23 protein-coding genes are annotated in these 22488 nt (G+C 68.4%); 5 read left to right on the top strand and 18 right to left on the bottom strand.

All coding sequences use genetic code 11. The features are described from left to right. Positions 1-47: 47 nt before the first annotated feature. Complete coding sequence (gene tmk / locus J5T34_RS08145; protein WP_208579298.1) at positions 48-662, bottom strand: dTMP kinase; 615 nt, start codon at positions 660-662, stop codon at positions 48-50. Positions 663-680: 18 nt separating this feature from the next. Continuing rightward, on the bottom strand, positions 681-1676 hold the full coding sequence (mltG, locus tag J5T34_RS08150) for an endolytic transglycosylase MltG (RefSeq protein ID WP_208579299.1): 996 nt from the start codon (positions 1674-1676) through the stop codon (positions 681-683). 292 nt (positions 1677-1968) lie between these two features. Here mltG and J5T34_RS08155 point away from each other — a divergent pair, with 292 nt between their 5' ends. From J5T34_RS08155 to J5T34_RS08165, 3 genes are read left to right on the top strand one after another with little or no spacing between them, the layout of a single operon-like run. Next, entirely contained in the window at positions 1969-2976 is a 1008-nt protein-coding gene (locus J5T34_RS08155) for a YgfZ/GcvT domain-containing protein (RefSeq protein WP_208579300.1), read from the top strand. 37 nt (positions 2977-3013) lie between these two features. Beyond that, the gene (locus J5T34_RS08160) at positions 3014-3304 is read left to right on the top strand and encodes a DUF4936 family protein (RefSeq protein WP_208579301.1); all 291 of its coding nucleotides are present in this window, start codon (positions 3014-3016) and stop codon (positions 3302-3304) included. A gap of 48 nt (positions 3305-3352) precedes the next feature. Further along, positions 3353-4195: an NRDE family protein gene (locus J5T34_RS08165; RefSeq protein ID WP_208579302.1), complete on the top strand. Its 843-nt coding sequence runs from the start codon at positions 3353-3355 to the stop codon at positions 4193-4195. An 8-nt stretch (positions 4196-4203) separates the two neighbouring features. On the opposite strand, the gene J5T34_RS08170 is transcribed toward J5T34_RS08165, so the two are convergent. The 5 genes from J5T34_RS08170 to J5T34_RS08190 all read right to left on the bottom strand — a co-directional run bounded on the left by J5T34_RS08170 (position 4204) and on the right by J5T34_RS08190 (position 8746). Then, entirely contained in the window at positions 4204-5316 is a 1113-nt protein-coding gene (locus J5T34_RS08170) for an MFS transporter (protein WP_244258771.1), read from the bottom strand. A gap of 304 nt (positions 5317-5620) precedes the next feature. Continuing rightward, positions 5621-6061 (bottom strand): GNAT family N-acetyltransferase, encoded by a 441-nt coding sequence (locus tag J5T34_RS08175; RefSeq protein WP_208579304.1) that lies wholly within the window; start codon positions 6059-6061, stop codon positions 5621-5623. Positions 6062-6158: 97 nt separating this feature from the next. After that, positions 6159-6596 (bottom strand): YbgC/FadM family acyl-CoA thioesterase, encoded by a 438-nt coding sequence (locus tag J5T34_RS08180; RefSeq protein ID WP_208579305.1) that lies wholly within the window; start codon positions 6594-6596, stop codon positions 6159-6161. 83 nt (positions 6597-6679) lie between these two features. Beyond that, positions 6680-7666 carry a tripartite tricarboxylate transporter substrate binding protein gene (locus tag J5T34_RS08185; RefSeq protein ID WP_208579306.1) on the bottom strand — a complete coding sequence of 329 codons (987 nt, stop codon included), beginning with the start codon at positions 7664-7666 and terminating at the stop codon, positions 6680-6682. 102 nt (positions 7667-7768) lie between these two features. Next, entirely contained in the window at positions 7769-8746 is a 978-nt protein-coding gene (locus J5T34_RS08190) for an alpha/beta hydrolase (RefSeq protein WP_208579307.1), read from the bottom strand. A 358-nt stretch (positions 8747-9104) separates the two neighbouring features. Here J5T34_RS08190 and J5T34_RS08195 point away from each other — a divergent pair, with 358 nt between their 5' ends. Both J5T34_RS08195 and J5T34_RS08200 read left to right on the top strand, forming a co-directional pair. Continuing rightward, complete coding sequence (locus J5T34_RS08195) at positions 9105-10253, top strand: iron-containing alcohol dehydrogenase (protein ID WP_208579308.1); 1149 nt, start codon at positions 9105-9107, stop codon at positions 10251-10253. A gap of 115 nt (positions 10254-10368) precedes the next feature. Beyond that, positions 10369-10905 carry an O-acetyl-ADP-ribose deacetylase gene (locus tag J5T34_RS08200; protein WP_208579309.1) on the top strand — a complete coding sequence of 179 codons (537 nt, stop codon included), beginning with the start codon at positions 10369-10371 and terminating at the stop codon, positions 10903-10905. 195 nt (positions 10906-11100) lie between these two features. On the opposite strand, the gene J5T34_RS08205 is transcribed toward J5T34_RS08200, so the two are convergent. The 11 genes from J5T34_RS08205 to pncA form a co-directional block, all read right to left on the bottom strand. Further along, positions 11101-12018 carry an alpha/beta fold hydrolase gene (locus tag J5T34_RS08205; protein ID WP_208579310.1) on the bottom strand — a complete coding sequence of 306 codons (918 nt, stop codon included), beginning with the start codon at positions 12016-12018 and terminating at the stop codon, positions 11101-11103. 94 nt (positions 12019-12112) lie between these two features. Continuing rightward, positions 12113-13015 carry an SDR family oxidoreductase gene (locus tag J5T34_RS08210; protein ID WP_208579311.1) on the bottom strand — a complete coding sequence of 301 codons (903 nt, stop codon included), beginning with the start codon at positions 13013-13015 and terminating at the stop codon, positions 12113-12115. A gap of 19 nt (positions 13016-13034) precedes the next feature. After that, the gene (locus J5T34_RS08215; RefSeq protein WP_208579312.1) at positions 13035-13889 is read right to left on the bottom strand and encodes a class II aldolase/adducin family protein; all 855 of its coding nucleotides are present in this window, start codon (positions 13887-13889) and stop codon (positions 13035-13037) included. A gap of 29 nt (positions 13890-13918) precedes the next feature. Further along, the gene (locus tag J5T34_RS08220; protein ID WP_208579313.1) at positions 13919-14929 is read right to left on the bottom strand and encodes an NADP-dependent oxidoreductase; all 1011 of its coding nucleotides are present in this window, start codon (positions 14927-14929) and stop codon (positions 13919-13921) included. Positions 14930-15005: 76 nt separating this feature from the next. Continuing rightward, on the bottom strand, positions 15006-16265 hold the full coding sequence (locus tag J5T34_RS08225; RefSeq protein ID WP_432207641.1) for a serine hydrolase domain-containing protein: 1260 nt from the start codon (positions 16263-16265) through the stop codon (positions 15006-15008). Between the two features lie 164 nt (positions 16266-16429). Then, entirely contained in the window at positions 16430-16876 is a 447-nt protein-coding gene (locus J5T34_RS08230; protein WP_208579314.1) for a PaaI family thioesterase, read from the bottom strand. 181 nt (positions 16877-17057) lie between these two features. Continuing rightward, positions 17058-17840, bottom strand: coding sequence for an SDR family oxidoreductase (locus tag J5T34_RS08235; RefSeq protein ID WP_208579315.1), 783 nt, complete (start codon positions 17838-17840; stop codon positions 17058-17060). 42 nt (positions 17841-17882) lie between these two features. Beyond that, a complete protein-coding gene (locus tag J5T34_RS08240) occupies positions 17883-19748 on the bottom strand; it encodes an acyl-CoA dehydrogenase (protein ID WP_208579316.1) in 1866 nt (621 codons plus the stop codon). A 316-nt stretch (positions 19749-20064) separates the two neighbouring features. Then, a complete protein-coding gene (locus J5T34_RS08245) occupies positions 20065-20472 on the bottom strand; it encodes a PaaI family thioesterase (protein ID WP_208579364.1) in 408 nt (135 codons plus the stop codon). Positions 20473-20565: 93 nt separating this feature from the next. Next, a complete protein-coding gene (locus tag J5T34_RS08250; protein ID WP_208579317.1) occupies positions 20566-21744 on the bottom strand; it encodes an acetyl-CoA C-acyltransferase in 1179 nt (392 codons plus the stop codon). Positions 21745-21822: 78 nt separating this feature from the next. After that, a complete protein-coding gene (gene pncA / locus J5T34_RS08255; protein ID WP_208579318.1) occupies positions 21823-22470 on the bottom strand; it encodes a bifunctional nicotinamidase/pyrazinamidase in 648 nt (215 codons plus the stop codon). Between the last annotated feature and the right edge of the window lie 18 nt (positions 22471-22488).

The raw sequence follows: 22488 nt of genomic DNA on the forward strand, positions 1-22488 counted from the left end.
CGCGCGTAGCCTGCCTCATATCACTGCATCTTGATAGAGCTTGAAATTCAAAGACTTGTGATGATCTGCTCAAGCGTTTTCTGAATCTCCGCAATCGGACGCGTGCTGTCGATCAGGCGGAAGCGCGCCGGCGCTTCTTCGGCCCGCCGCAGGTATTCGGCCCGGGTGCGGGCAAAGAACGCGGCCGATTCGGCCTCGAACTTGTCAGGCTCGCGCGCGCCGGCCAGCCGCGCGCTGGCCACCTCAAGGGGCACATCGAACAGCAGCGTCAGGTCCGGCTGCAGATCGCCCTGCACCCAGCGCTCCAGCGTTTCCAGCCGCTCCCGGGCCAGGCCGCGGCCGCCGCCCTGGTAGGCGAAGGTCGCATCGGTAAAGCGGTCGGAAATGACCCAATCGCCGCGTGCCAGCGCCGGTTCGATGACCTCGGCCAGATGCTCTCGACGGGAGGCAAACATCAGCAGCGCCTCGGTCTCCAGATGCATCTTGCGATGCAGCAGCAGCTGGCGCAGGTCCTCGCCCAGCGCGGTGCCGCCCGGCTCGCGCGTGGTGACGACGCGCCTGCCCAGCCCCAGCCGCGCCTGCAGCTGCTCGGCGAACCAGGCCAGGTGGGTGCTCTTGCCGGCGCCGTCGATGCCTTCGAAGGTAATGAATGTTCCGCGCATGGGCGATCGTGCTCGTGATTATTTGCCGCGCTGGTATTGATCGACCGCGCGATTGTGTTCGGGAAGCGTGTTGGAGAACTGGCTGGTGCCGTCGCCGCGCGCCACGAAGTACAGCGCGTCGGTGGGGGCCGGCGTGGTCGCCGCCGCCAGCGAGGCCACGCCCGGCAAGGCGATCGGCGTCGGCGGCAGGCCGGTGCGGGTGTACGTATTGTACGGAGTGTCCGCCTGCAGATCGCGCTTGCGCAGGTTGCCGTCGAACAGCTCGCCGATGCCGTAGATCACGGTCGGATCGGTCTGCAGCATCATGTTCTTGCGCAGCCGGTTGATGAAGACGGCGGCGATCATCGGCCGCTCGGCCGGCTGGCCGGTCTCCTTTTCGACGATCGACGCCATGATCAGCGCCTCGTAGGGCGTCTTGTAAGGCAGGTCCGGCGAGCGCGCATTCCACGCCTCGTTCAGGCGCCGCTGCATCGCCCGGTAGGCGTGCTTGTACAGCTCGACATCGCTGCTGCCGCGGGCGAACAGATAGGTATCCGGGAAGAACAGGCCCTCGGCCGAGGTCTCGGTGGCGCCGATCGCCTTCAGCAGCTCCGGCTCGCTCATGCCCCTGGTGTCGTGGCGCAGCGCCGGATGGGCGTCCACCGCGGCGCGCATCCGGCGAAATTCCCAGCCCTCGATCACGGTCAGCACATGGTGGTTGACCTCGCCCCGCGCGATGCGGCCGATCACCTGCAGCGGCGTGACGCCGCTCTCGAACTGGTAGCCGCCGGCCTTCAGGCTGGCGTGGTTGCCGGTCAGCCGGGCCAGCAGTACGAACAGCCGGGCATCGATCGGCACGCCGCCGTGGGCGACCTGACGGGCGACACTCGGCACGCTGGAATTGGGTTTGATGATGACTTCGAGCGGCGAGGTGCGCAGCGTCAACGGCCGGTTGGCCCACCAGGCGAAGGCGCCGGCGGCGGCCAGCGCAAAGGCCACGGCGGCCAGAACCAGCCGGGAAAGAAAACGTTTCATCGACAAGCTTGGAAAGGTACGGGTCTGCGTGAATCAAGGCCGCCGGGCGGCTGGAAAACAGGCAATGCGGCCAATGTGGCGGGCAACAGGACGGCGCGGCCGTCGCAGCGGTTGATCGGAAGGCGGCCGCTTCGGCTTTGCCGGGCGCCGGCCGCGATGACGGCAGACCCATATAATACCGGGAGCCTTGTCAGGAGCCCCGGTATCCCGCGTCACAAGTTGTGACAGGCTCCGCACAAGCCATCCGCCAACCGTGCCGGCTCCCCCGCCGGCCTCGAATCGAAGTCACTCCATGCACGCCCCCAATCCCGCCCGCGCCGCCCAGTTCGCCGCCCTGCGCCAGGACGGCGTCGTTTGCCGCCCCGCCAATCTGGGGCTGATTCGCGTGGCCGGCGATGACGCCGCCACCTTCCTGCACAGCCAGCTGACCAATGCCGTCGAGGACCTCGCTCCCGGGCAGGCCCGGCTGGCCGGCTATTGCTCCGCCAAGGGCCGTCTGCTGGCGACGCTGCTGATCTGGCGCGATGCCCAGGGCATCGCGATGCAGCTGTCGGCCGATCTGCAGCCGGCGATCCAGAAACGGCTGTCGATGTTCGTGCTGCGCGCAAAGGCCAAGCTGTCCGACCTGGGCGTGGAGTCCGGCATCGTCGGCGTGGCCGGCGCCAAGGGCGGCAGCGCGCTGTCCGCCGCTGGCCTGCCGGCTCCGTCCGCGCCGTGGACCACGGCCGGCGCCGGCGAGGCGACCGTGATCCGCCTGCCCGACGCCGACGGCGTGCCGCGCTGGCAGGTGGTGGCGCCCGCCGCGCAGGCCGAGGCGCTGCGCGAGACTCTCGCGACCACGCTGCTGCCGGCCGATGCCGAGCTGTGGGACTGGCTGGAGATCCGCGCCGGCATCCCGCGCATCGTGGTCGCCACGCAGGAACAGTTCGTGCCGCAGATGATCAATTTCGAGCTGATCGGCGGCGTCAATTTCCGCAAGGGCTGCTACCCCGGCCAGGAAGTCGTCGCGCGCAGCCAGTATCGCGGCACGCTCAAGCGCCGCATGTGGCTGCTCGGCGGCGAAGGCGAGACGCCGGACGAAGGCGCCGAAATCTATCGCGCCGACGATCCGGGCCAACCCAGCGGCATGATTGTCAACGCCGCGCCCAAGCCCGATGGCGGCGGCTGGGATGCGCTGGCCGAGCTGAAGATCGATGCGGCCGGCGCCAGCCTGCATCTGGGTCATGCCGAGGGGCCGGCGGTGACGGTCGGCGAGCTGCCCTACCCGGTGCCGCTGCTGGCCACCGATCCGGCCGCCTGAGGCGGGGAACACCAAGGGTCTGCAAGGAGACGCCGCGATGAGCGAGCACCTGTTCGTCTACTTCCGCGTACGCGAGCCCGAGGCCGCCGAGGCGCTGCCGCACTGGCACCGCTGGATGGCCACGGTGGCCGAGGCCACCGGGATCGGTGGTACGCTGATGCGCAGACCCGAAACCCGCGCCGGCCTGCAGACCTGGATGGAGGCCTATGCCGACGTGCCGCCGGCCTTCGATGCGACGCTCGACGGTCTGTGGCGGCAAAGCGGTTTGCAGCACTGGCTCGAAGGCGAGCGCCAGGTCGAACGTTTCGTCGACCTGGACCTGTTGTAGCGCGGCGCCGTCTGCATCGATGCAGCGGCCCGCAACAAGGAAAGGCTTATGTGTTTGATCCTCGTCGCCTGGCAGGCCCATCCCGACTATGCGCTGGTGGTCGCCGCCAATCGCGATGAATTCTATGTCCGCCCGGCAGCGCCGGCGCACTGGTGGGACGATGCGCCGGAGGTGCTGGCCGGCCGCGACCAGGCGGACGTGATCGGCGAAGCCGGCACCTGGATGGGCGTGACCGCGGGCGGGCGCTTTGCCGCCCTGACCAATTACCGGGCGCCGTCCGAGAAGCGCACCGATGCGCGCTCGCGCGGCGAACTGGTGGCCGGCTTCCTGCGCGGCGAGGCGTCTCCCGAGCAATACGTCGGCGACCTGGCGCGCGGCGCCGGCATCCGCAGCCCCGGCGCCTACAACGGCTTCAACCTGCTCGCCGGCGATCTGGATGCGCTGTGGTGGTACAGCAACCGGTCGCCGGACGGCGCCCCGCAGCGGCTCAGGCCGGGCCTCTACGGCCTGTCCAACGCGCTGCTCGACACGCCCTGGCCCAAGGTCCGCAGCCGGGTCGGCGCGCTGGCCGAGACGCTGGCCGCCGATACCGGCGCGCCCAATGCCAGCGTCGAGCCCTATCTGACGCTGCTGGCCGATAACCGGCAGGCCTGCGATTTCGAGCTGCCGCAGACCGGCGTCGCGCCCGAATGGGAAAAGCTGCTGTCGTCGGCCTTCATCCGCTCGCCGTCGTACGGCACGCGCGCCAGCACGGTGCTGCGCGTCCGCCACGACGGGCGCTTCGATCTGAGCGAGCGCAGCTTCGATGCGGCGGGCCCGATCGGCGAGGTCTCGTACCGCGGCCAGATGAACGTTGCCAGCCGCGCAGGCACGATTCCCGCGCCACGCTGAGCACGCCGTCAGTTCGACAGATACCGCCGCACCGTGCGCGCCCCCGCCAGCGCGATCCAGCCCATCGTCAGCGCCACCAGGCCGAGCCCATAGCGCAGATCGCTGGCGTGTGCGACGCCGCCGATCATCACCGGCCCGAGCATCAGCCCGATATAGCCGAAGCGCGCCACGCGCGAGATGCCCTCGGCTGCCGGCACCCCGGGCAGCCGCGACGCGGCCACGAAGAAGATCGGCACCATATTGGCCGCGCCCAGCCCCATCATCGCGAAGCCCAGCAGGCTCGCCCACGGCGCGGGCCACAGCAGCGCCAGGCTGATGCCGACGAAGGCCAGCCAGGCGCTGGCCGTCAGCGTGCCGGCATCGCTCCAGCGCGCCCGCGCGACGTCGCCGGTGAAGCGGCCGAACGCCATGCCGCCCGAGAAGGCCGCATAGCCGAAGCTGATCCAGCCGGTCGGCGCCTGCGCGATCTCGCGCATATAGACGCTGGTCCAGTCGTACATCGCGCCCTCGCCCACCAACCCCAGAAACGCCATCAGTCCGAGCAGCCACAGCGCGCGGCCGGCATGATCGTGGCCCTTGTCGGCGTGCGGCGCGGTCGGATGGTCAGGCAGCAGCCAGCGTTTCGAGGCCAGCCCGACGCCGGCGGTCAGCAGCGCCATGCCGATCGCATGCGCCAGCGGCGGCACCTGCAGCGACAGCAGCAATCCGCCCACGGCCGCGCCGACCATGCCGCCGAGGCTGAACATGCCGTGCAGGGCCGACATGATGGGCTTGTGGCGATGCGATTCGACCGTGGCGGCCTGCGCGTTCATCGCGACGTCGAACACGGCGCTGGCCATGCCGAAGGCGATCAGCGCCGGCACCAGCGCGTAGAAATGGGGCATCGCCAGGATCGCGATGGTGGCCAGGCCATAGGCGACACCGCCCGACATACAGGCGCGCGTGCTGCCGACCCGCGAGATCCAGCGTCCCACCGGGCCCATCGCGATGATGGCGCCAAAGGCCACCGCCAGCATGGCCATCGACAGCACCGCGTCGGACAGGCCGAAGCGCGCCTTGATGGTCGGGATATGGACGCCCCAGGTGGCGAAGGTCGCGCCATTGACGAAGAACAGCGCCATCGTGGCCCAGGTGGCGGGGCCGGTGCGCAGCGGCGGCGGGGACGGGTTCGGAGGGGCGAGCCGAAGCGACGACGGGGATGTCGCGGGTTGGGGCAGTTCGGTGGAGAGGTCGTTCATGCAATACGGCTCGATGCGGCTCGATACAGCGCAAGCAAAGGCGCTGGCGAGACCTTGCATGGTCTCATACCGTCGGCCAGCCGGCCGTCGGCCGATGGCTGACGCGATGCCGGATGCGATGTCGTACGTGTCCCCGACGGGATCTCGAGGCGCCGGTCGCTGCAGGCTGTCAGATGCCTGCCGGCGCTCAGCCCTGCGCCCCGCCCCCCAGCCGCTTGCGCATCTCGATATGGGGAATGCCCGCTTCCTCGAACGGCTCGCCGACCTGCTGGAAGCCGACGCGCGCGTAGAACGGCGCCGCATGCGATTGCGCGTTGAGCACCAGCTCGGAATAGCCAAGTTCCTCCGCCTTGGCCATCAGCGCATCGAGCACGCGTGCGCCGACGCCGGTGCCGCGCGCGCTGGCCAGTACCGCCATGCGGCCGATATGGCCATCGGGCAACAGCCGGCCGGTGGCCACCGCGACGCCGTGCGCGTCATAGGCGATCGCGTGCCAGCTGGGCTCGTCCCATTCGTCCCATTCGAGCGCCACCGGCACGCCCTGCTCTTCGACGAACACGGCATAGCGGATCGCGCGCGCGGTCTCGCGCGCTTCGGACCAGGGCAGCAGACGAACGGTGACGGTCATGATCGGAGGGATGAGGCAACGGTTGGCGAGGATCGGCATGATACTCGCGTCCGGCCGATCCGGCCGGGCCGCGCCAACGTATTGCTGTTGCCCGGACTTACTGATCCGGTGCCACCTGTTCGTACGCGACGATCGCCTCGCGCACCGCGGCCGGCACGGGCGCCGAGCGCTGCGTCGCCGGATCGGCGCAGACGTAGACGATCTCGCCGGTAATCAGGTGCTCGTCGCCGCGATACATCTCGACGCGGAACAGCATGCTCGAGCGGCCGATGCGCGCGATGCGGCCGCGAATGTCGAGCATGTCGTCGAAGCGCGCCGAGCCGTGGTATTCCAGCGTGGATTTGACGACGTACATGTCGACGCCGTGCGCGTGCAGCACGTCCTCGGGATAGCGAATGCCGACCGCGCGCCAGTACTCGGTCACGCAGATGTCGCAATAGGTCAGGTAGTGCGCGTTGAAGACGATCGACTGCGGATCGACCTCGGCCCAGCGCACGCGCAGCGGCATGCTGTGGCGAAACTCTTCCTTGGCCATGCGGGGTCCTCGGGAGGGAAGTCGGGAAGGAAGTTTGTCGCCCCCGCTTTCGCAGGGGCGACAGCCCGGCAAGCGACAGCGCCTTACTGCGGCCGCGCCAGCCCCAGCTTCTCGATGATGGCCTTTTCCTTCTTGACCGTATCGGCGGCGAATTTCGCGTACTGCTCGCTGTTCATGTAGAACGGCTCCATGTCGAACTTGGCCAGCGACTCGCGGTAGTTCGGCATTTCCATCGCCTGCTTGAAGGCGTCATGCAGCTTCTTGACGATCTTCGGGTCGGTGCCCTTGGGCAAGGCCAGGCCGAACGGCGAGGTTTGCACGATGCCCAGGCCCAGTTCCTTCAGCGTCGGCACGTTGGGGAAGCGCGGCGAACGCTTGTCGCCCCATACCGACAGCAGGCGCAGACGGCCCTGCTCGACGTACGGCGCCCAGGCCGGCGTGTCGGCCACCGACATCACGTGGCCGCCCAGCAGCGCCTGCATCGATTCGGAATTGCCCTTGAACGGGATGTGCGAGAACTGGACGTTCTGCTTCATCGCCAGCTCTTCCATCGTCAGATGCAGCGTCGTCATCGAGCCGGGCGTGCCGTAGGTCAGCTTGCCGGGGTTGGCCTTGGCGTAGGCGATGTACTCCTGCATGGTCTTGATCGGCGAATCGGCCGGCACGACCAGGCCGAAGGCATAGCCGGCCAGGTTGATCACATAGGTCAGGTCCTTGACCGGGTCCCAGTTGATCTTGGTGGTGTACGGCAGGCGGAACACCGGCAGCGGGATCTGCGCCAGCGTGTAGCCGTCGGGCGGCGTGGCCTGCATCATCTGCGCCGGCAGCACGCCGCCGGCACCGGGCTTGTTCTCGACGATCACCGGCTGGCCCAGGATCTTCGAGGCATTCTCCGCGAGCACGCGGAACGGGATATCGGTGGAACCGCCCGCCGTATAGCCGATGATGAGGCGGATCGGCTTCTGCGGGAAATTGTCCGCCTGCGCATGGGCCGCGGGCGTGGCTGCCAGGCCGGTTACCGCTGCGGCGGCGATGGCGCCCGCACGGGCGAGGAAGTGGCGGCGTTGCATCTGTAGTCGTCTCCTATTGCTACAAGGTACTGCTCGGGTACTCGTTACTGCCTGAAAAACCGGGGTTTCTGCGACCGCCTTGGCTTGGCTTCGAGTGCCGCCCTAGCCGGGCGGCGCGGTGCCGAAGGCCGTTCGCAACGCGCGCACGGCATCGTCGTGCGCGCGCGCCACCGCCGGGACGAAGCGTCCCAGCTTGAAGAAATCATGGATCATGCCGGGGTAGTCCGCCACTTCTGCCGGCACGCCGGCCGCGCGCAGCTTGTCGGCATACGCGACGCCCTCGTCGTGCAGCGGGTCGTAGCCCGCCACCGCGATCCAGGCCGGACAGCAGCCCTTGACGTCGGCCCCGGTGCCGCCGCCGTCCAGCGGGGCGAAGCGCCAGTCGTCGCGGCTCTGCTCGCGGTCCAGATACTGCGCGAAGAACCACTGGATCATCGACGCGGTCAGCAGATAGCCGTCGGCCAGCGCCCGCTGCGACGGCGTGTCCTGGCGCGCACTGGTACCCGGATACAGCAGCATCTGCAGCACCGGCGCGAGGCCACGGTTGCGCGCTTCCACCGCGCAGGCCGCGGCGAGCGTGCCGCCGGCGCTGTCGCCGCCGAGCGCGATGCGGCCCGGATCGGCACCCAGCCGCGCCCCCTGTTCGAAGACCCACTGCAGCACGTCGAACGCATCGTCGACTGCCGTGGGGAATTTCCATTGCGGCCCGAGGCGGTAGTCGACCGACAGCACCATCGCATCCGCCCGCGCGCACAGCAGCCGGCACAGCGGCTCGTGCGTGGCGATGCTGCCCACGGTGAAGCCGCCGCCATGGAAGTACACCAGCAGCGGCAAGGGCTCGGCCCAGCTCGCCTCGCGCGGCGCATAGAGCCGTACCGGAATCGGGTAACCGTCGCGGGCCGGCACCGTCATGTCTTCGACGCTGTGCACCGGTTCCGGCGCCACGTCCAGGATCAGCGCGCTTTTCTCGTAGGCGGTCTTGGCGTCGGCCGGGTCCAGATGATGCAGCGGCGGCCGCTTCGCGCGCGCCACCATGTCCAGCAGCTGCGCGATCTGCGGATCGAGCGGCTGCGCCGGCATGCCTGGCATGCTGGGCGGGAGCGAGGACGCGGGGAGCGCGGACGGGACGGCGGACATGAATGGCGTGGCGATGGCGCGGCCGGGATTCCGGTGAAGTTCGCGGTGAAGTTGGCGGTGAAGTCCGCGGTGAAGTTCGAATTGTGAACGAGCGTTCGATTTTAGTATGATGCTAGCGCTTTGTGGGAATCCCTGTGCGGAAAATGTCGCAACGCGACACCGCGTTTGCCCCCTCCCCGCCAGACGGAAAACGCTGCGACAATCGTCCGATCCTCGGTTTGCAAGGGGCGCCGGCCTGGCGCCGCGTCATGACGCCGGCGCCGCCGACGCTGCCGATATAACAATCACGGAGACAAGCACGATGGCCTTTATCTATTACCTGACCCATATCCATCTGGATTTCGGCGCGGTCAAGCTGCTGAAGTCCGAATGCGAGCGCATCGGCATCCGGCGGCCGCTGCTGGTGACCGACAAGGGCGTGGTCGCCGCCGGCATCGCGCAGCGCGCCATCGATGCGCTGCAGGGGCTGCCGGTGGCCGTGTTCGACGACACCCCATCCAATCCGACCGAGGCGATGGTGCGCCAGGCCGCGGCGCAATACCGCAGCGAGGGCTGCGACGGCCTGATCGCGGTGGGCGGCGGGTCTTCGATCGATCTTGCCAAGGGGATCGCGATCCTGGCCACGCACGAGGGCGAGCTGACGACCTACGCCACCATCGAGGGCGGCAGCGGCAAGATCACCGAGCGCGCCGCGCCGCTGATTGCCGTGCCGACCACCTCCGGTACCGGCAGCGAGGTCGCGCGCGGCGCGATCATCATCCTCGACGACGGGCGCAAGCTCGGTTTCCACTCCTGGCATCTGCTGCCCAAGTCGGCGATCTGCGATCCCGAGCTGACGCTGGGCCTGCCGCCCGGACTGACCGCGGCGACTGGCATGGACGCGATCGCGCATTGCATCGAGACCTTCCTCGCCCCCGCCTTCAATCCGCCGGCCGACGGCATCGCGCTGGACGGGCTCGAGCGTGCCTGGGCCCATATCGAACGCGCCACGCGCGACGGCAGCGACCGTGAGGCGCGCCTGAACATGATGAGCGCATCGATGCAGGGCGCGATGGCGTTCCAGAAGGGTCTGGGCTGCGTGCACTCGCTGTCGCACCCGCTCGGCGGCCTGAAGATCGACGGCCGCACCGGCCTGCACCACGGCACGTTGAACGCGGTGGTGATGCCCGCGGTGCTGCGCTTCAACGCCGACGCGCCGAGCATCGTGCGCGAGGACCGCTATGGACGGCTGCGTCGTGCCATGCATCTGCCGGCCGATGCCGATGTCGCGCAGGCGGTGTACGACATGACCGCGCGCCTTGGCTTGCCGACCGGGCTGGCGGCGATGGGCGTCACCGAGGCGATGTTCGACAAGGTCGTGGCCGGCGCGCTGGCCGACCATTGTCACAAGACCAATCCGAAGGAAGCGAGCGCCGAGGACTATCGGCGTATGCTGGCGGAATCGATGTAAGGCGCATTCGAAGCAACGCTCATTCGGCTCAATCGATGTAAGGCTCAATCGATGTAAGGCTCGATCGATGTAAGGCTCGATCGGTGCCAGGCGCATCGGACGCAAGGAGGCAGGCATGGCTGGCGAACACTTGCAGGTGGTGCACGGCGATATCACGCGGATGGAGGTCGATGCGATCGTCAACGCGGCCAACAGCGGCCTGCTCGGCGGTGGCGGCGTCGATGGCGCGATCCACGGCGCGGGCGGTCCGGCCATCATGGCCGCCTGCCGCGAGATCCGCGAGCGCCAGGGCGGCTGCCCGACCGGCCAGGCGGTGATCACCACCGGCGGCCTGCTGCCGGCCCCCTACGTGATCCACGCGGTCGGCCCGGTCTGGCGCGGCGGCAACGAGAACGAGGACGAGTTGCTGGCCAGTGCTTATCGCAACAGCATCAAGCTTGCCGCCGAGCATCGGCTGCGCACGCTGGCCTTCCCGAACATCAGCACCGGGGTCTACGGCTTCCCGCGCGAGCACGCGGCCGATATCGCGATCGCCGCGGTGCGCGAGGCGCTGGCCGAAGCCGACACGATCGAACAGGTGACCTTCGTCTGCTTCGACGACGAGAACTACCGGCTGTATCGGGACAGGCTGGGGGCGTTTGGGGGGCTTTGACGTTCGGGGGATGGCGGACGCTGGTTGCCCTCTCCCCCACCCCTCTCCCGCGAGCGGGAGAGGGGAGCAAATCAACAGCTATGCGATAACTCTCGCGAACTGCGCTTGTGCTCGCACACCGGACTCCCCTCTCCCGCCTGCGGGAGAGGGGCTGGGGGAGAGGGCAACAGCGCTCGCGACCTCTCCCCTTGACCCCTACCCCAACGCACTCCGAATCAACAGATTGATCCGCTCCGGCTGCTCGTGCACGACCCAGTGCGTGCCTTCGGGAATCCGCTCCAGCCGCAGCTGCGGCACGAAGCGATCAAGCCCGTCGACCAGCGACTTCGGCAGCGCGCGATCGTTCTCGCCCCAGATCACCAGCGTCGGCACGCGCACGACGAAGGATTCCGGGTCGAGCCGCGACAGGTCGGGCGGCGGCTCCCCCGGCGCCGGCGGATGCAGCGGCGAGGCGCGATAGTAGTTGACGCTGCCGGTCAGCGGATGCGAGCCCGCCTCGCCCGGCTGCGACCAGGCGGCGAGGTACTTGTCGCGGGTCTCGCCGGTAAACCAGTCAGGCGGCGCGTCGCCGCCAGAGAGCAACCCGGCCAGCTTTGCATGATTGTCGGCCGCCAGCACTTGCTCGCAGCCCGGCTTGCGCAGCCAGTTCATATAGGCCGACGCCGCCTGCTGCCGCGGATCCTCCGCCAGCGCGCGGGCGAACAGATACGGGTGCGGCGCGTTGATGATGATCAGCTGCTGCACCAGCGCCGGATACTGGATCGCCAGGTTCCAGCAGACCGCCCCGCCCCAGTCGTGCGCCACCACCACGCAGCGGTCGTAGCCTAGCGCCGCGACGAACTGCACCAGGTCCTCGACCAGATGGCGCGGCTTGTAGGCCTCGACCGCGGCCGGCTTGCTCGACAGATTGAAGCCCCGCAGGTCCGGCGCGACCGCGAAATGGGTCTGGCCGAATTCCGCCAGCTGCGCCTCCCACGCGTACCAGAACTCCGGAAACCCATGGACGAACAGCATCAGCGGCTTGCCGCGCTGCCCAGCGCTGGCGTAGTGCAGCCGCGTACCGTTCGGCAGGGAGGCGTACTGCAGATGATGGATCACGGCCGGTGTGCTCATGGTCTCCTCTCTGTGGTGTCTGTCCGGTCGTCCCCTTGATGGGGAGACGACGGATGCGATGCATGCTCCGTGCCTGCGCCATCCCTGGTTGGGCTCAGCCCCGCAGCGCGGCCACCAACTCCGCCCGTACCTGCGGCTTGCCCGCGAACGGATCGCCGGGGTTGCGCTGGCCCACGATGTCCTCGAAGCGCTGCTGCACCGGCGCCAACGCGTGCGGATGCGAATAGATGTAGAAGCGCTGCTCGCGGATCGCATCGAAGGTCATGCGCGCCACGTCCTCGGCACTGACCTTGCCCGAGGTGACGGCCTTGTCCGACAGCGCCTGCGCCACCAGCTGCGAGCGCGTCGGCGGCGCCTCGTTGCTCAGGTCGGCCGGACGATTGCGGTGCGACTGGTGGATGCCGGTCGGCACGAAATACGGGCACAGCAGCGAGCAATGCACCTGTTCGGTCACCAGCGCCAGGTCCTGGTACAGCGACTCGGACAGCGACACCACCGCATGCTTGGACACGTTGTAGATGCCCATCGCCGGCGGGTTCAGCAAGCCCGCCATCGACGCGGTATTGACGATATGGCCTTCGTACGAGGCATCGCGCGCGGCGGCCTCGAGCATCAGCGGCGTGAAGATGCGCACGCCGTGAATCACGCCATGCAGGTTGACGCCGAGCACCCAGTCCCAGTCCTTCTGCGAGTTCTCCCAGACCAGGCCGCCGGCGCCGACGCCGGCATTGTTGAACAGCAGATTGACCTCGCCGAACGCCTCGATCGCGGCATCGGCCAGCGCCTGCACCTGCTCGGCCTTCGATACATCGACGCGCAACCCGATCACGCGCGCGCCCTGTGCGCGCAGCTCGGCCACCGTGGTGTCGAGCGCGTCCTGCTGGACATCGGCCAGCACCAGCCGCATGCCGAGCGCCGCGCCGAGGCGCGCGAATTCCTTGCCGAATCCCGACGCGCCGCCGGTGATCACGGCCACCCTTTCCTGGAACTGCTTCATGGCGGTCTCCTTCCCTGCGTCAGTCGAGCAGGTCCGGCTGCTCCTTGACGATGCGCGCGTACAGCGGCTGGAACTGGAACCAGCCTGCCTGCGCGGTGCCGACGATCGAGTAAGCCTGGCGCGCGGCGGCGTCCGAGATCGTCTTCGGCGCGCCGCCGGTGCGGGCCGCGGCCGCCTCGGCGAGCAGCTGCACCTGGCAGGAGCGCTCCATCGTGATGAACCACCAGGCCGCCTCGTCGACGGTGCGGCCCACCGTCAGCAGGCCGTGGTTCTGCAGGATCACCGCCTTGTTCGGTCCCAGCGCATTGGCGATGCGCTGGCCCTCGTCGAGTTCGACCACCACGCCGCCGAAGTCGTCGTAGACCGCGTGGTCCTGGTAGAAGGCGCAGACGTCCTGCGTCAGCGGATCGAGCGGCCGGCCCAGCGTCGACCAGGCGCGCCCATAGGTGCTGTGCGAATGCGCGGCCGCTACCGCGTCCTCGCGGGTCTGGTGCACGCGCGAGTGGATCGCGAAGGCGGCCGCATTGACCGGATGATCGCCCTCGACCACGTTGCCGTGGTGATCGCAGCGGATCAGGTTCGACACCTTGACCTGGCTGAAATGCACGCCGAACGGATTGACCCAGAACGTGTCGGGGAACTCGGGGTCGCGCGCGGTGATATGGCCGGCCACGCCCTCGTCGAAGCCGAACTTCGAGAACAGCCGGAAGGCCGCCGCCAGGCGCTGCTTGCGGTGCAGGCGCTCCTCGGCATGGGTCTCGAAGCGCGGCGGGCGCGGCAGCACGCGGTACTTGGCCTTGATTTCCTCGGGCAGATCGGCGCCGATCTCGTCGGCGCGGCTGGCACGCGGCGGTGCCTGGATGGGAGCGTTCATCGCGGTCTCCTGCGGATAACGAAAGCCGATCAGACCAGCTTGACCAGCTGCTTGCCGAAGTTCTTGCCCTTGAGCAAGCCCATGAAGGCCTCCGGCGCGCTTTCCAGCCCCTGCGCGACGCTCTCGCGGAACTTGAGCTTGCCCTGCGCCACCGCGCCGCCGAGCTCGGACAGCGCCTGCGGCCACACGTCCATGTGCTCGGAGACGATGAAGCCCTCGATCTTCAGGCGCGACACCAGGATCAGCTGCGGGTTCTTCATCGGCAGCGGCTCGCCGTCGTAGCCGGCGATCATGCCGCAGACCGCGATGCGGCCGAAGGCATTCATCCGCGACAGCACCGCGTCGAGGATCTCGCCGCCGACGTTTTCGAAGTAGCCGTCGACGCCCTGCGGCGTCGCTTCCTTCAGCATCGCGTACAGCGCCTTCGGGTCGGACGCGGCCTTGTAGTCGACGCAGGCGTCGAAGCCCAGCCCGTTGACCACGTAGTCGCACTTTTCCTTGCCGCCGGCGATGCCGACCGCGCGGCAGCCGGCCATCTTGGCCAGCTGTCCGACCACGCTGCCCACGGCGCCCGAGGCCGCGCTGACGACGACGGTCTCACCGGCCTTCGGCGCGATGATGCGGTTCAGCCCGTACCAGGCGGTGACACCGGGCATGCCGACCGCGCCCAGATAAGCCGACAAAGGGATCTTGCTGGTGTCGACCTTTTGCATGCCGCTGCCGTCGCTGACGCCCATCTCCTGCCAGCCGAACATGCCCAGCACCTTGTCGCCGACCGCGTACTTCGGATTGCGCGAGGCGACCACCTCGCCGACGGTGCCGCCGATCATCACCTCGTTCAGCGGCTGCGGCGTCGCGTAGGACTTGCCTTCGTTCATGCGGCCGCGCATATACGGGTCGAGCGACAGATAGTGGTTGCGGACCAGCACCTGCCCGTCGGCGAGCTCGGGTACCGGCACCTGCTCGAGCCGGAAGTTGTCCGGCGAGACGGCGCCGCTGGGACGGGAGGCGAGGACGATGCGCTTGTAGGTATCGGGCATGGGACGTTCCTTTGTCGAGTGGTCGTAAGACGTTGGACGTAAATGTTGGCGTTGGCGTCAGCGTGGGCCTTGCGGCTTAGCGCTGCATCAGCGCGAGCGCCAGCGCGCGGTAGGCGCGCAGCGTGATCGGGTCGTTGGCGGCATTGCCGGCGATCGGGTGCGAGGCGTAGCGCACGATGGTCATCTCGGCCTTCGGATCGATATGGATGCGCTGGCCGAAGATGCCGCGCGCCTCGAACACGCCGTGATCGTCGTGCGAGACCCACCACATATCGCGATAGCTCCAGCCAGGCAGATGAGCATAGACCGATTTGGCAAACTTCGCGCGGTCGCCGCCGCCGCGCACCTCGGCGACCACCGCGGCGGGAATCACCTGACGGCCGTTGAAGCGGCCGTCGTTGCGCATCGCCTCGCCAAAGCGCGCCAGATCGCGCAGCGTGGTGCTGATCGCGCCGCCGCCACCGGGCGTGCCGATGCTGTCGACGGTGAAGTAGGCGTCCTCCTCGGCGCCCAGCGGCTGCCACAGCTTCTCGGACATCAGCTTGGGCAGCGGCACGCCAGAGGCGCGCTGGACGATCCAGGCCAGCACCTCGGCGTTGACGGTCTTGTAGGCGAAGGCGCGGTCGTGCTCCCCCTCCTTGCGTAGCGTGGCGAGGAACTCGTAGAAGGTGCGCGGGCCCGCATAGTCGGGCGCGCGCGGAATCATGCCGCCGGCGCGCGCATAGTCGTTGACCTCGGCCTTGGGATCGGCGTAGTCCTCGGAGAATTTGACGCCGATGGTCATGTCCATCACCTGGCGCACGGTGGCGTCGCCATAGGCCGTGTCCCCCAGCTCCGGCACATAGCGCGTGACGGGCGCATTCGGATCGAGCTTGCCCTCGGTGGCCAGCATCGCCGCCAGCGTGCCGACGAAACTCTTGGTGATCGAGAACGCCGCGTGCGGCAGTTGCGGCTGCAGCGCGCCGAAGTATTTTTCGTAGACGACCTTGCCCTTGTGCATCACCAGGATGCCGTCGGTATAGGTCAGCGCCAGCATGTCGGCGAAGGTGCGACGGGTGCCGTCGGCGTCGACGAAGGGCACGCCGCCGATATCGTGCTCGGCGCGCGGCAGCGCGGAGACGGGGCCCGGGCCGCGCCACACCGAGACGGTCGGCACCAGTTCGCGCACGTGCGAGAAGGTCCAGCGGTGCCGCGGGAAGCCGTTGCTCTTGCCGCTGAAGCTGATGACCTTGTCCGGCGCGGGCGGAAAGCCCTGCATCCATCCGAGCGCGATCGGATCGGTGGCCGCGGCATCGGCATAGGTGCGCGCCGGCGGCGTTTGCGCTTGCGTGGGCATCGTCATGGCGGTCAGCAGCGCGGCCGCGACGGACAGCGGCGAAGGGACGATTCGACGAACGATCTGGCGAAGGCGCGAACGCCCACGTCGAGTGGCCTGCATGGTGTCTCCATTTGTTTTTTCTCTTTGGATGCGGTTGAGCGGCCGTGCCGGCGTGGCGCTTGTCAGCCGTCGGCGCCGGTGTCCGGTGCGGTTTCCGCGCGCTGCGGCGGCGAGCGGCGGACGTACTTGAAGGTGCCCGAGCTGCGCGCGACCAGCTTGCCGTCCGCGTCGACGATCTCGGCCTCGCAGAACGCCATCGAGGTGGTGCGATGCACGCAATCGCCACGCGCGATCAGCGTGCCGCGGCCCGGCGCCATGAAGCTGGTCTTCATCTCGATGGTCACCACGCCACGGCCGTCCTCGGTATCGGCCGAGCGGCAGGCCACCGCCATCGCGACATCGAGCAGCGTCATCAGCACGCCGCCGTGCGCCATCTCCCAGCCGTTGTGATGGCGTTGCTCGATGTCGAGCTCCAATTCGCTGACGCCGCCGCCCATATGCGTGCAGCGCAGGCCGAGGTTGTCGACAAAAGGAATCGGGATCGGAAAGCCTTTGCGGGGCTCGGTCATGATGTGATGGTCCTTGGCGCGGTGGCGATGGCTGGGGTTGTCGGTCGGGATGCGCTGCTTGCCCTCTCCCTCGGTCCCTCTCCCGCGAGCGGGAGAGGGAAGAAAACCAGTGGCGCATTCAGGCGAGCCAACTGTGTTCTCCCTCTCCCCTCATGGGGAGAGGGCTGGGGAGAGGGGTGGTTCAAACCGCGCTGACGCCCCCATCCACCGCCAGTATCTGCCCCGTGATGTGCTTGCCTGCCTCGGTCGCGAACAGCAGTGCCGCGCCCTTCAGGTCCTCGTCGTCGCCCAGGCGGTGCAGCGGCACGCCCTCGCACATCTTGTCGACACCCAGGCGCGCCAGCGAGCCCTGCGTCATCTTCGACGGGAAGAAGCCCGGCGCCAGCGCGTTGACGGTGATATTGTGCTCGCCCCATTCGGCCGCCAGCGTGCGCGTGAAATTGACCACCGCGCCCTTGGAGGTGTTGTAGGCGATCGTCTCCATCGTGCCCGGCGGATTGCCGGCCAGCCCGGCGATCGAGGCGACATTGATGATGCGGCCGTAGCGGCGCGGAATCATCGACTGCTTGCCGATGCGCTGGGTCAGCAGGAACAACCCGCGCACGTTCAGGTTCATCACCTTGTCCCAGGCCTCGACCGGATGGTCCTCTGCCGGGGCGCCCCAGGTTGCGCCGGCGTTGTTGACGAGGATGTCGACGTGCCCAAGCCGTGCCAGCGCCTCGTCGGCCAGCCGCGCGATCTCGTCGTCGCGCGAGCCGTCGGCGGCGATCCAGTCGGCCTCGATGCCGCGCGCCTTCAGATGTTCCTGCGCGGCCTTCAGCTCGTCGGCCTTGCGTGCCGACAGCACCAGGCGCGCGCCCTGCTCGCCCAGCGCCTCGGCAATCTGCAGGCCGAGCCCGCGCGAGCCGCCGGTGATCAACGCGGTGCGTCCTTTCAAGTCGAACAATTCAGCGATGGTCTTCATGGTGTCTCCTCGTTATACGGTGCTGCCGTGCCGGTGCGCCGGTCAGAACCAGGCGTCCTGCATGTCGAGCGTGGTGCGGTCCAGCGTTGCCAGCAGATCCAGCTGCGGACCGACCTTCGGCAATTCCCAGCGGAAGAAGTAGTCCGCCGCCGCCAGCTTGCCGCGATAGAAGTCCGCGTCCGCATGGCCCGACGGCAGCGCCGCCAGCGCGGTATGCGCCAGCATCGCCTGCTCCAGCCAGATCCACGCGACCGCCACGTGGCCGAACGCCTCCAGATAGACCGAGGCATTGGCCAGCGTCACCGCCGGATCGCCGGCCGCCCACAGTTGGGCCGTGACGTCGGCCAGCCGCGCAACGCGCGCGGCCAGCGCATTGGCATGCGTGCCGAGGGATGCGTCGCCGCTGGCCATCGCGCGTTCGATGCTGGCCTGCACCACCTGCCCCAGCGCCTTGAAGGCGGCGCCGTCCTTCATCACGACCTTGCGCCCCAGCAGGTCCAGCCCCTGGATGCCGTGCGTGCCTTCGTGGATCGGATTGAGGCGGTTGTCGCGGTAGAACTGCTCGACGTTGTATTCGCGGGTATAGCCATAGCCGCCGTGCACCTGGATCGCCAGGCTGTTGGCTTCCAGGCACCATTGCGACGGCCAGCTCTTGGCGATCGGCGTCAGGATATCGAGCAGCAAGGCCAGCCGCTGATGTTCGGCCGTATCGCCGGCCGTGGCGGCGGCACGCTCCTCGTCGACGAGTCGCGCGCAATACAGGTTCAGCGCCAGCCCGCCCTCGACATAGCTCTTCTGCGCCAGCAGCATGCGGCGCACGTCGGCATGCTCGATCAGCTTGACCTGCGGGCTCGACGGGTCCTTGCCGCCGGGGCCGACCGGCCTCCCCTGCGGCCGGTTGCGCGCATAGTCCAGCGCGTGCAGATAGCCGGTGTAGCCGAGCATCACCGCGCCGAGGCCGACGCCGATGCGGGCCTCGTTCATCATGTGGAACATGCAGGCCAGGCCCTGGTGCGGCTGCCCGACCAGATAGCCGATCGCGCCCGGCTTGCCGCCCGGCCGGTAGCGCGTGCCCTCGCCGAAATTCAGCAGGCAGTTGGTGGTGCCGCGATAGCCCATCTTGTGGTTCAGGCCGGCCAGCACGACATCGTTGCGCTCGCCGAGCGAGCCGTCCGGGTTGACCAGGTACTTCGGCACGATGAACAGCGAGATGCCCTTGACGCCGGGAATCAGCTTGCCGTCCGGGCCTGGGATCTTGGCCAGCACCAGATGCACGATGTTGTCCGACAGTTCGTGCTCGCCCGCCGAGATCCACATCTTGTTGCCGCGCAGCCGGTATTGCGCGCCGAGCGGCGACTCGCCCTCGTACTCCGCGCGCGTGGTGATGTCCGACAGCGACGAGCCGGCCTGCGGCTCGGACAGGCACATGGTGCCGAAGAAGCGCCCTTCCAGCTCCGGCTTGACGAAGGTCTCGATCTGCGCCGGCGTGCCGTGCGTCAGCAGCAGATTGGCGTTGCCGATGGTCAGGAAGGGATAGGAGCTGGTGCCGACGTTGGCGCCCTTGAAATACGCGAAGCCGGCCTTCTCGACCACCACCGGCAGCTGCATGCCGCCCAGTTCGTAGTCCTGCCCGGCCGCCATCAGGCCGGCGTCGCAGAACGCCTTCAGCGCGCTCTTGACTTCGGGAATGATGGTGACGGTCTCGCCGTCGAAATGCGGTTCCTGCTGGTCGTTCTTCTTGTTGTGCGGCGCGAACAGATCGGTGGCGATCTTCTCGCAGGTATCGAGCGCGGCATCGAAGGTCTCGCGCGAGTGGTCGGCATAGCGCGGGATGCGCGTCAGCGTTTCGACATCGAGCCACTCGTAGAGCAGAAAATCGAGATCGCGGCGGGAAAGGATCAACGACATGGCGATTGCCGCTCCTTGGGATGGGAATGGATGCGGGATGCGAGCGTGGGTTGCCCTCTCCCCGGCCCTCTCCCGCAAGCGGGAGAGGGAGAACACCGGCGACTCTTGCAAATGCGTCGGTTTGCTCCCTCTCTCCCGCTCGCGGGAGGGAGAACACCGGCGACTCTTGCAAATGCGTCGGTTTGCTCCCTCTCCCGCTCGCGGGAGGGAGAGCACCGGCGACTCTTGCGAATGCGTCGGTTTGCTCCCCTCTCCCGCTTGCGGGAGAGGGGCCGGGGGAGAGGGCAACCCGCCCCCATCCCAAAAAAAGGACCGCTCAGCCCGCCTCGCCCATCCGCGCGATGGTGCCCTGCGCGACCGCGCACAGCTTTTCCTCGCCGTCCTGGACGGCAAAGACATCGCAGCGGACCACGGCCTGCTGGCGCCCGCGGCTGACGCACTCGGCACGCGCGATCAAGCGCTCGCCCAGCGCGGGGCGAACGTAATTGATCTTGTATTCCGACGTCACCACCGGCGCCGCCATCGCGGCGCCGCCGGCATAGGTCAGCGCGTTGTCGGCCAGATAGCTGACCACGCCGCCGTGGGCGAAGCCATGCTGCTGCTTCAACGGCTGGCGCAGCGGCAGCTGCAGCTCGGCGCGCTGCGGCGTCAGCACGGTCAGCTCCGCGCCGAGCAGCACCGAGAACGGCTGCTCGGCGAGAACCGCCCTGCCGTGGGTCAACAGGTCGCCCGACGGACCCAGGTCGCGCGGCTTGCCGCGCTCGCCGGGCTCGCTGGCGGAGCCAGTGGACGGTGCGGTGGACACCGCGGCCTCGGCTTACAGCACCTCGAACAGGCCGGCCGCGCCCTGGCCGCCACCGATACACATGGTGACGACCACGTACTTGACGCCGCGGCGCTTGCCCTCGATCAACGCATGGCCGACCAGACGCGCGCCCGACACGCCGTAGGGGTGGCCCACCGCGATCGCGCCGCCGTTGACGTTCAGGCGGTCCATCGGGATGCCCAGCTTGTCGGCGCAGTACAGCACCTGCACGGCGAAGGCCTCGTTCAGCTCCCACAGGCCGATGTCCTCGACCTTCAGGCCAGTCTTTTTCAGCAGCTTGGGCACCGCGAACACCGGGCCGATCCCCATTTCATCGGGCTCGCAACCGGCGACCGCGAAGCCGCGGAACGCGCCCAGCGGCTTCAGGCCGCGCTGCTCGGCCAGCTTGGCGTTCATCACCACCGCGGCCGAGGCGCCGTCCGAGAACTGCGACGCGTTGCCCGCCGCGATCACGCCGCCCGGCATCGCCGTGCGGATCTTCGACACGCCTTCGTAGGTGGTATCCGGGCGGATGCCTTCGTCGGCCGAGACCGTAACCTCGCGCGTCACCAGCTGCCCGGTGGCCTTGTCGGCCACGCCGGCCAGCACGGTCAGCGGCACGATCTCGTCGTTGAACTTGCCGGCCTCCTGCGCCGCCGCGGCACGCAGCTGGCTCTGCACGCCGTACTCGTCCTGGCGCTCGCGCGGGATGTTGTAGCGCTTGGCGACGTTCTCGGCGGTCTGCAGCATGCTCCAGTAGATCTCGGGCTTGTTCTTGACCAGCCAGCCTTCCTGGATCATGTGGCGGTTCATTTCCTGCTGCACGCAGGAGATGCTCTCCACCCCGCCGGCGACGAAGATGTCGCCCTCGTCCGCGATCACGCGCTGCGCGGCCATCGCGATGGTCTGCAGGCCCGACGAGCAGAAGCGGTTCACCGTGGCACCCGGCACCGTCACCGGGCAGCCGGCGCGCAGCGCGATCTGGCGCGCGATATTGGCGCCGGTCGCGCCTTCGGGGTTGGCGCAGCCCATCAGCACGTCCTCGACCTCGCCCGGTTCGATGTTGGCGCGCGCGATCGCGTGCTGGACCACATGGCCGCCGAGGGTGGCGCCGTGCGTCATGTTGAAGCCGCCCTTCCAGCTCTTGGCCAGACCGGTCCGTGCGGTCGATACGATCACTGCCTCGTTCATTTGTTGCTCCTCAGTATTCTCGGTGTCTGGTGTATCTCGATGTCTCGGTGCCCGCGCGCCTCATCGCGCCGGGCAATGTCAGCTCAGCAGCTCGGCGGCGCGCACCCTGCCGACGCCGGCCTCGGCGAGGCTCGCCCAGGCGGCATCCAGCGATCCGTTCAGGTCGATCGCGCGGCAGGCGTCCTCGACCACCACCGCGTCGAAGCCCGCGGCGCGCGCGTCCAGCGCGCTCCAGGCCACGCAGTAGTCGGTCGCCAGTCCGACGCAGACCACCCGACGCACGCCATGCTCGCGCAGATAGCCGGCCAGCCCGGTCGGGGTCGTGCGATCCGCCTCGACAAAGGCGGAATAGCTGTCGACCTCGCGCTGATGGCCCTTGCGGATCACCAGCCGCGCGTGCGGCACCGCCAATTGCGGATGCAGCTCGGCGCCGGGTTGCCCCTGCACGCAGTGCGCGGGCCAGAGCACCTGCTCGCCATACGGCAGCGTGGTGGTCTGGAACGGCGCCGCGCCGGCATGGTTGGCCGCGAACGACACGTGGTCGGCCGGATGCCAGTCCTGCGTCAGCACGACATGGGAGAACGCGTTGGCCAGCCGGTTGATCACCGGCACGACCTGGTCGCCTTCGGGCACGGCGAGCGCGCCGCCGGGCATGAAGTCGTTCTGCACATCGATCACCAGCAGGCAATCGCTGTTGCCGAAGCGTCTGCGCAGGGTCGTGTCCATCGCGTCGGTTTCCCGTGC

The sequence above is a fragment of the Cupriavidus gilardii genome, assembly GCF_017598945.1.
Lineage (GTDB): Bacteria > Pseudomonadota > Gammaproteobacteria > Burkholderiales > Burkholderiaceae > Cupriavidus > Cupriavidus gilardii_E.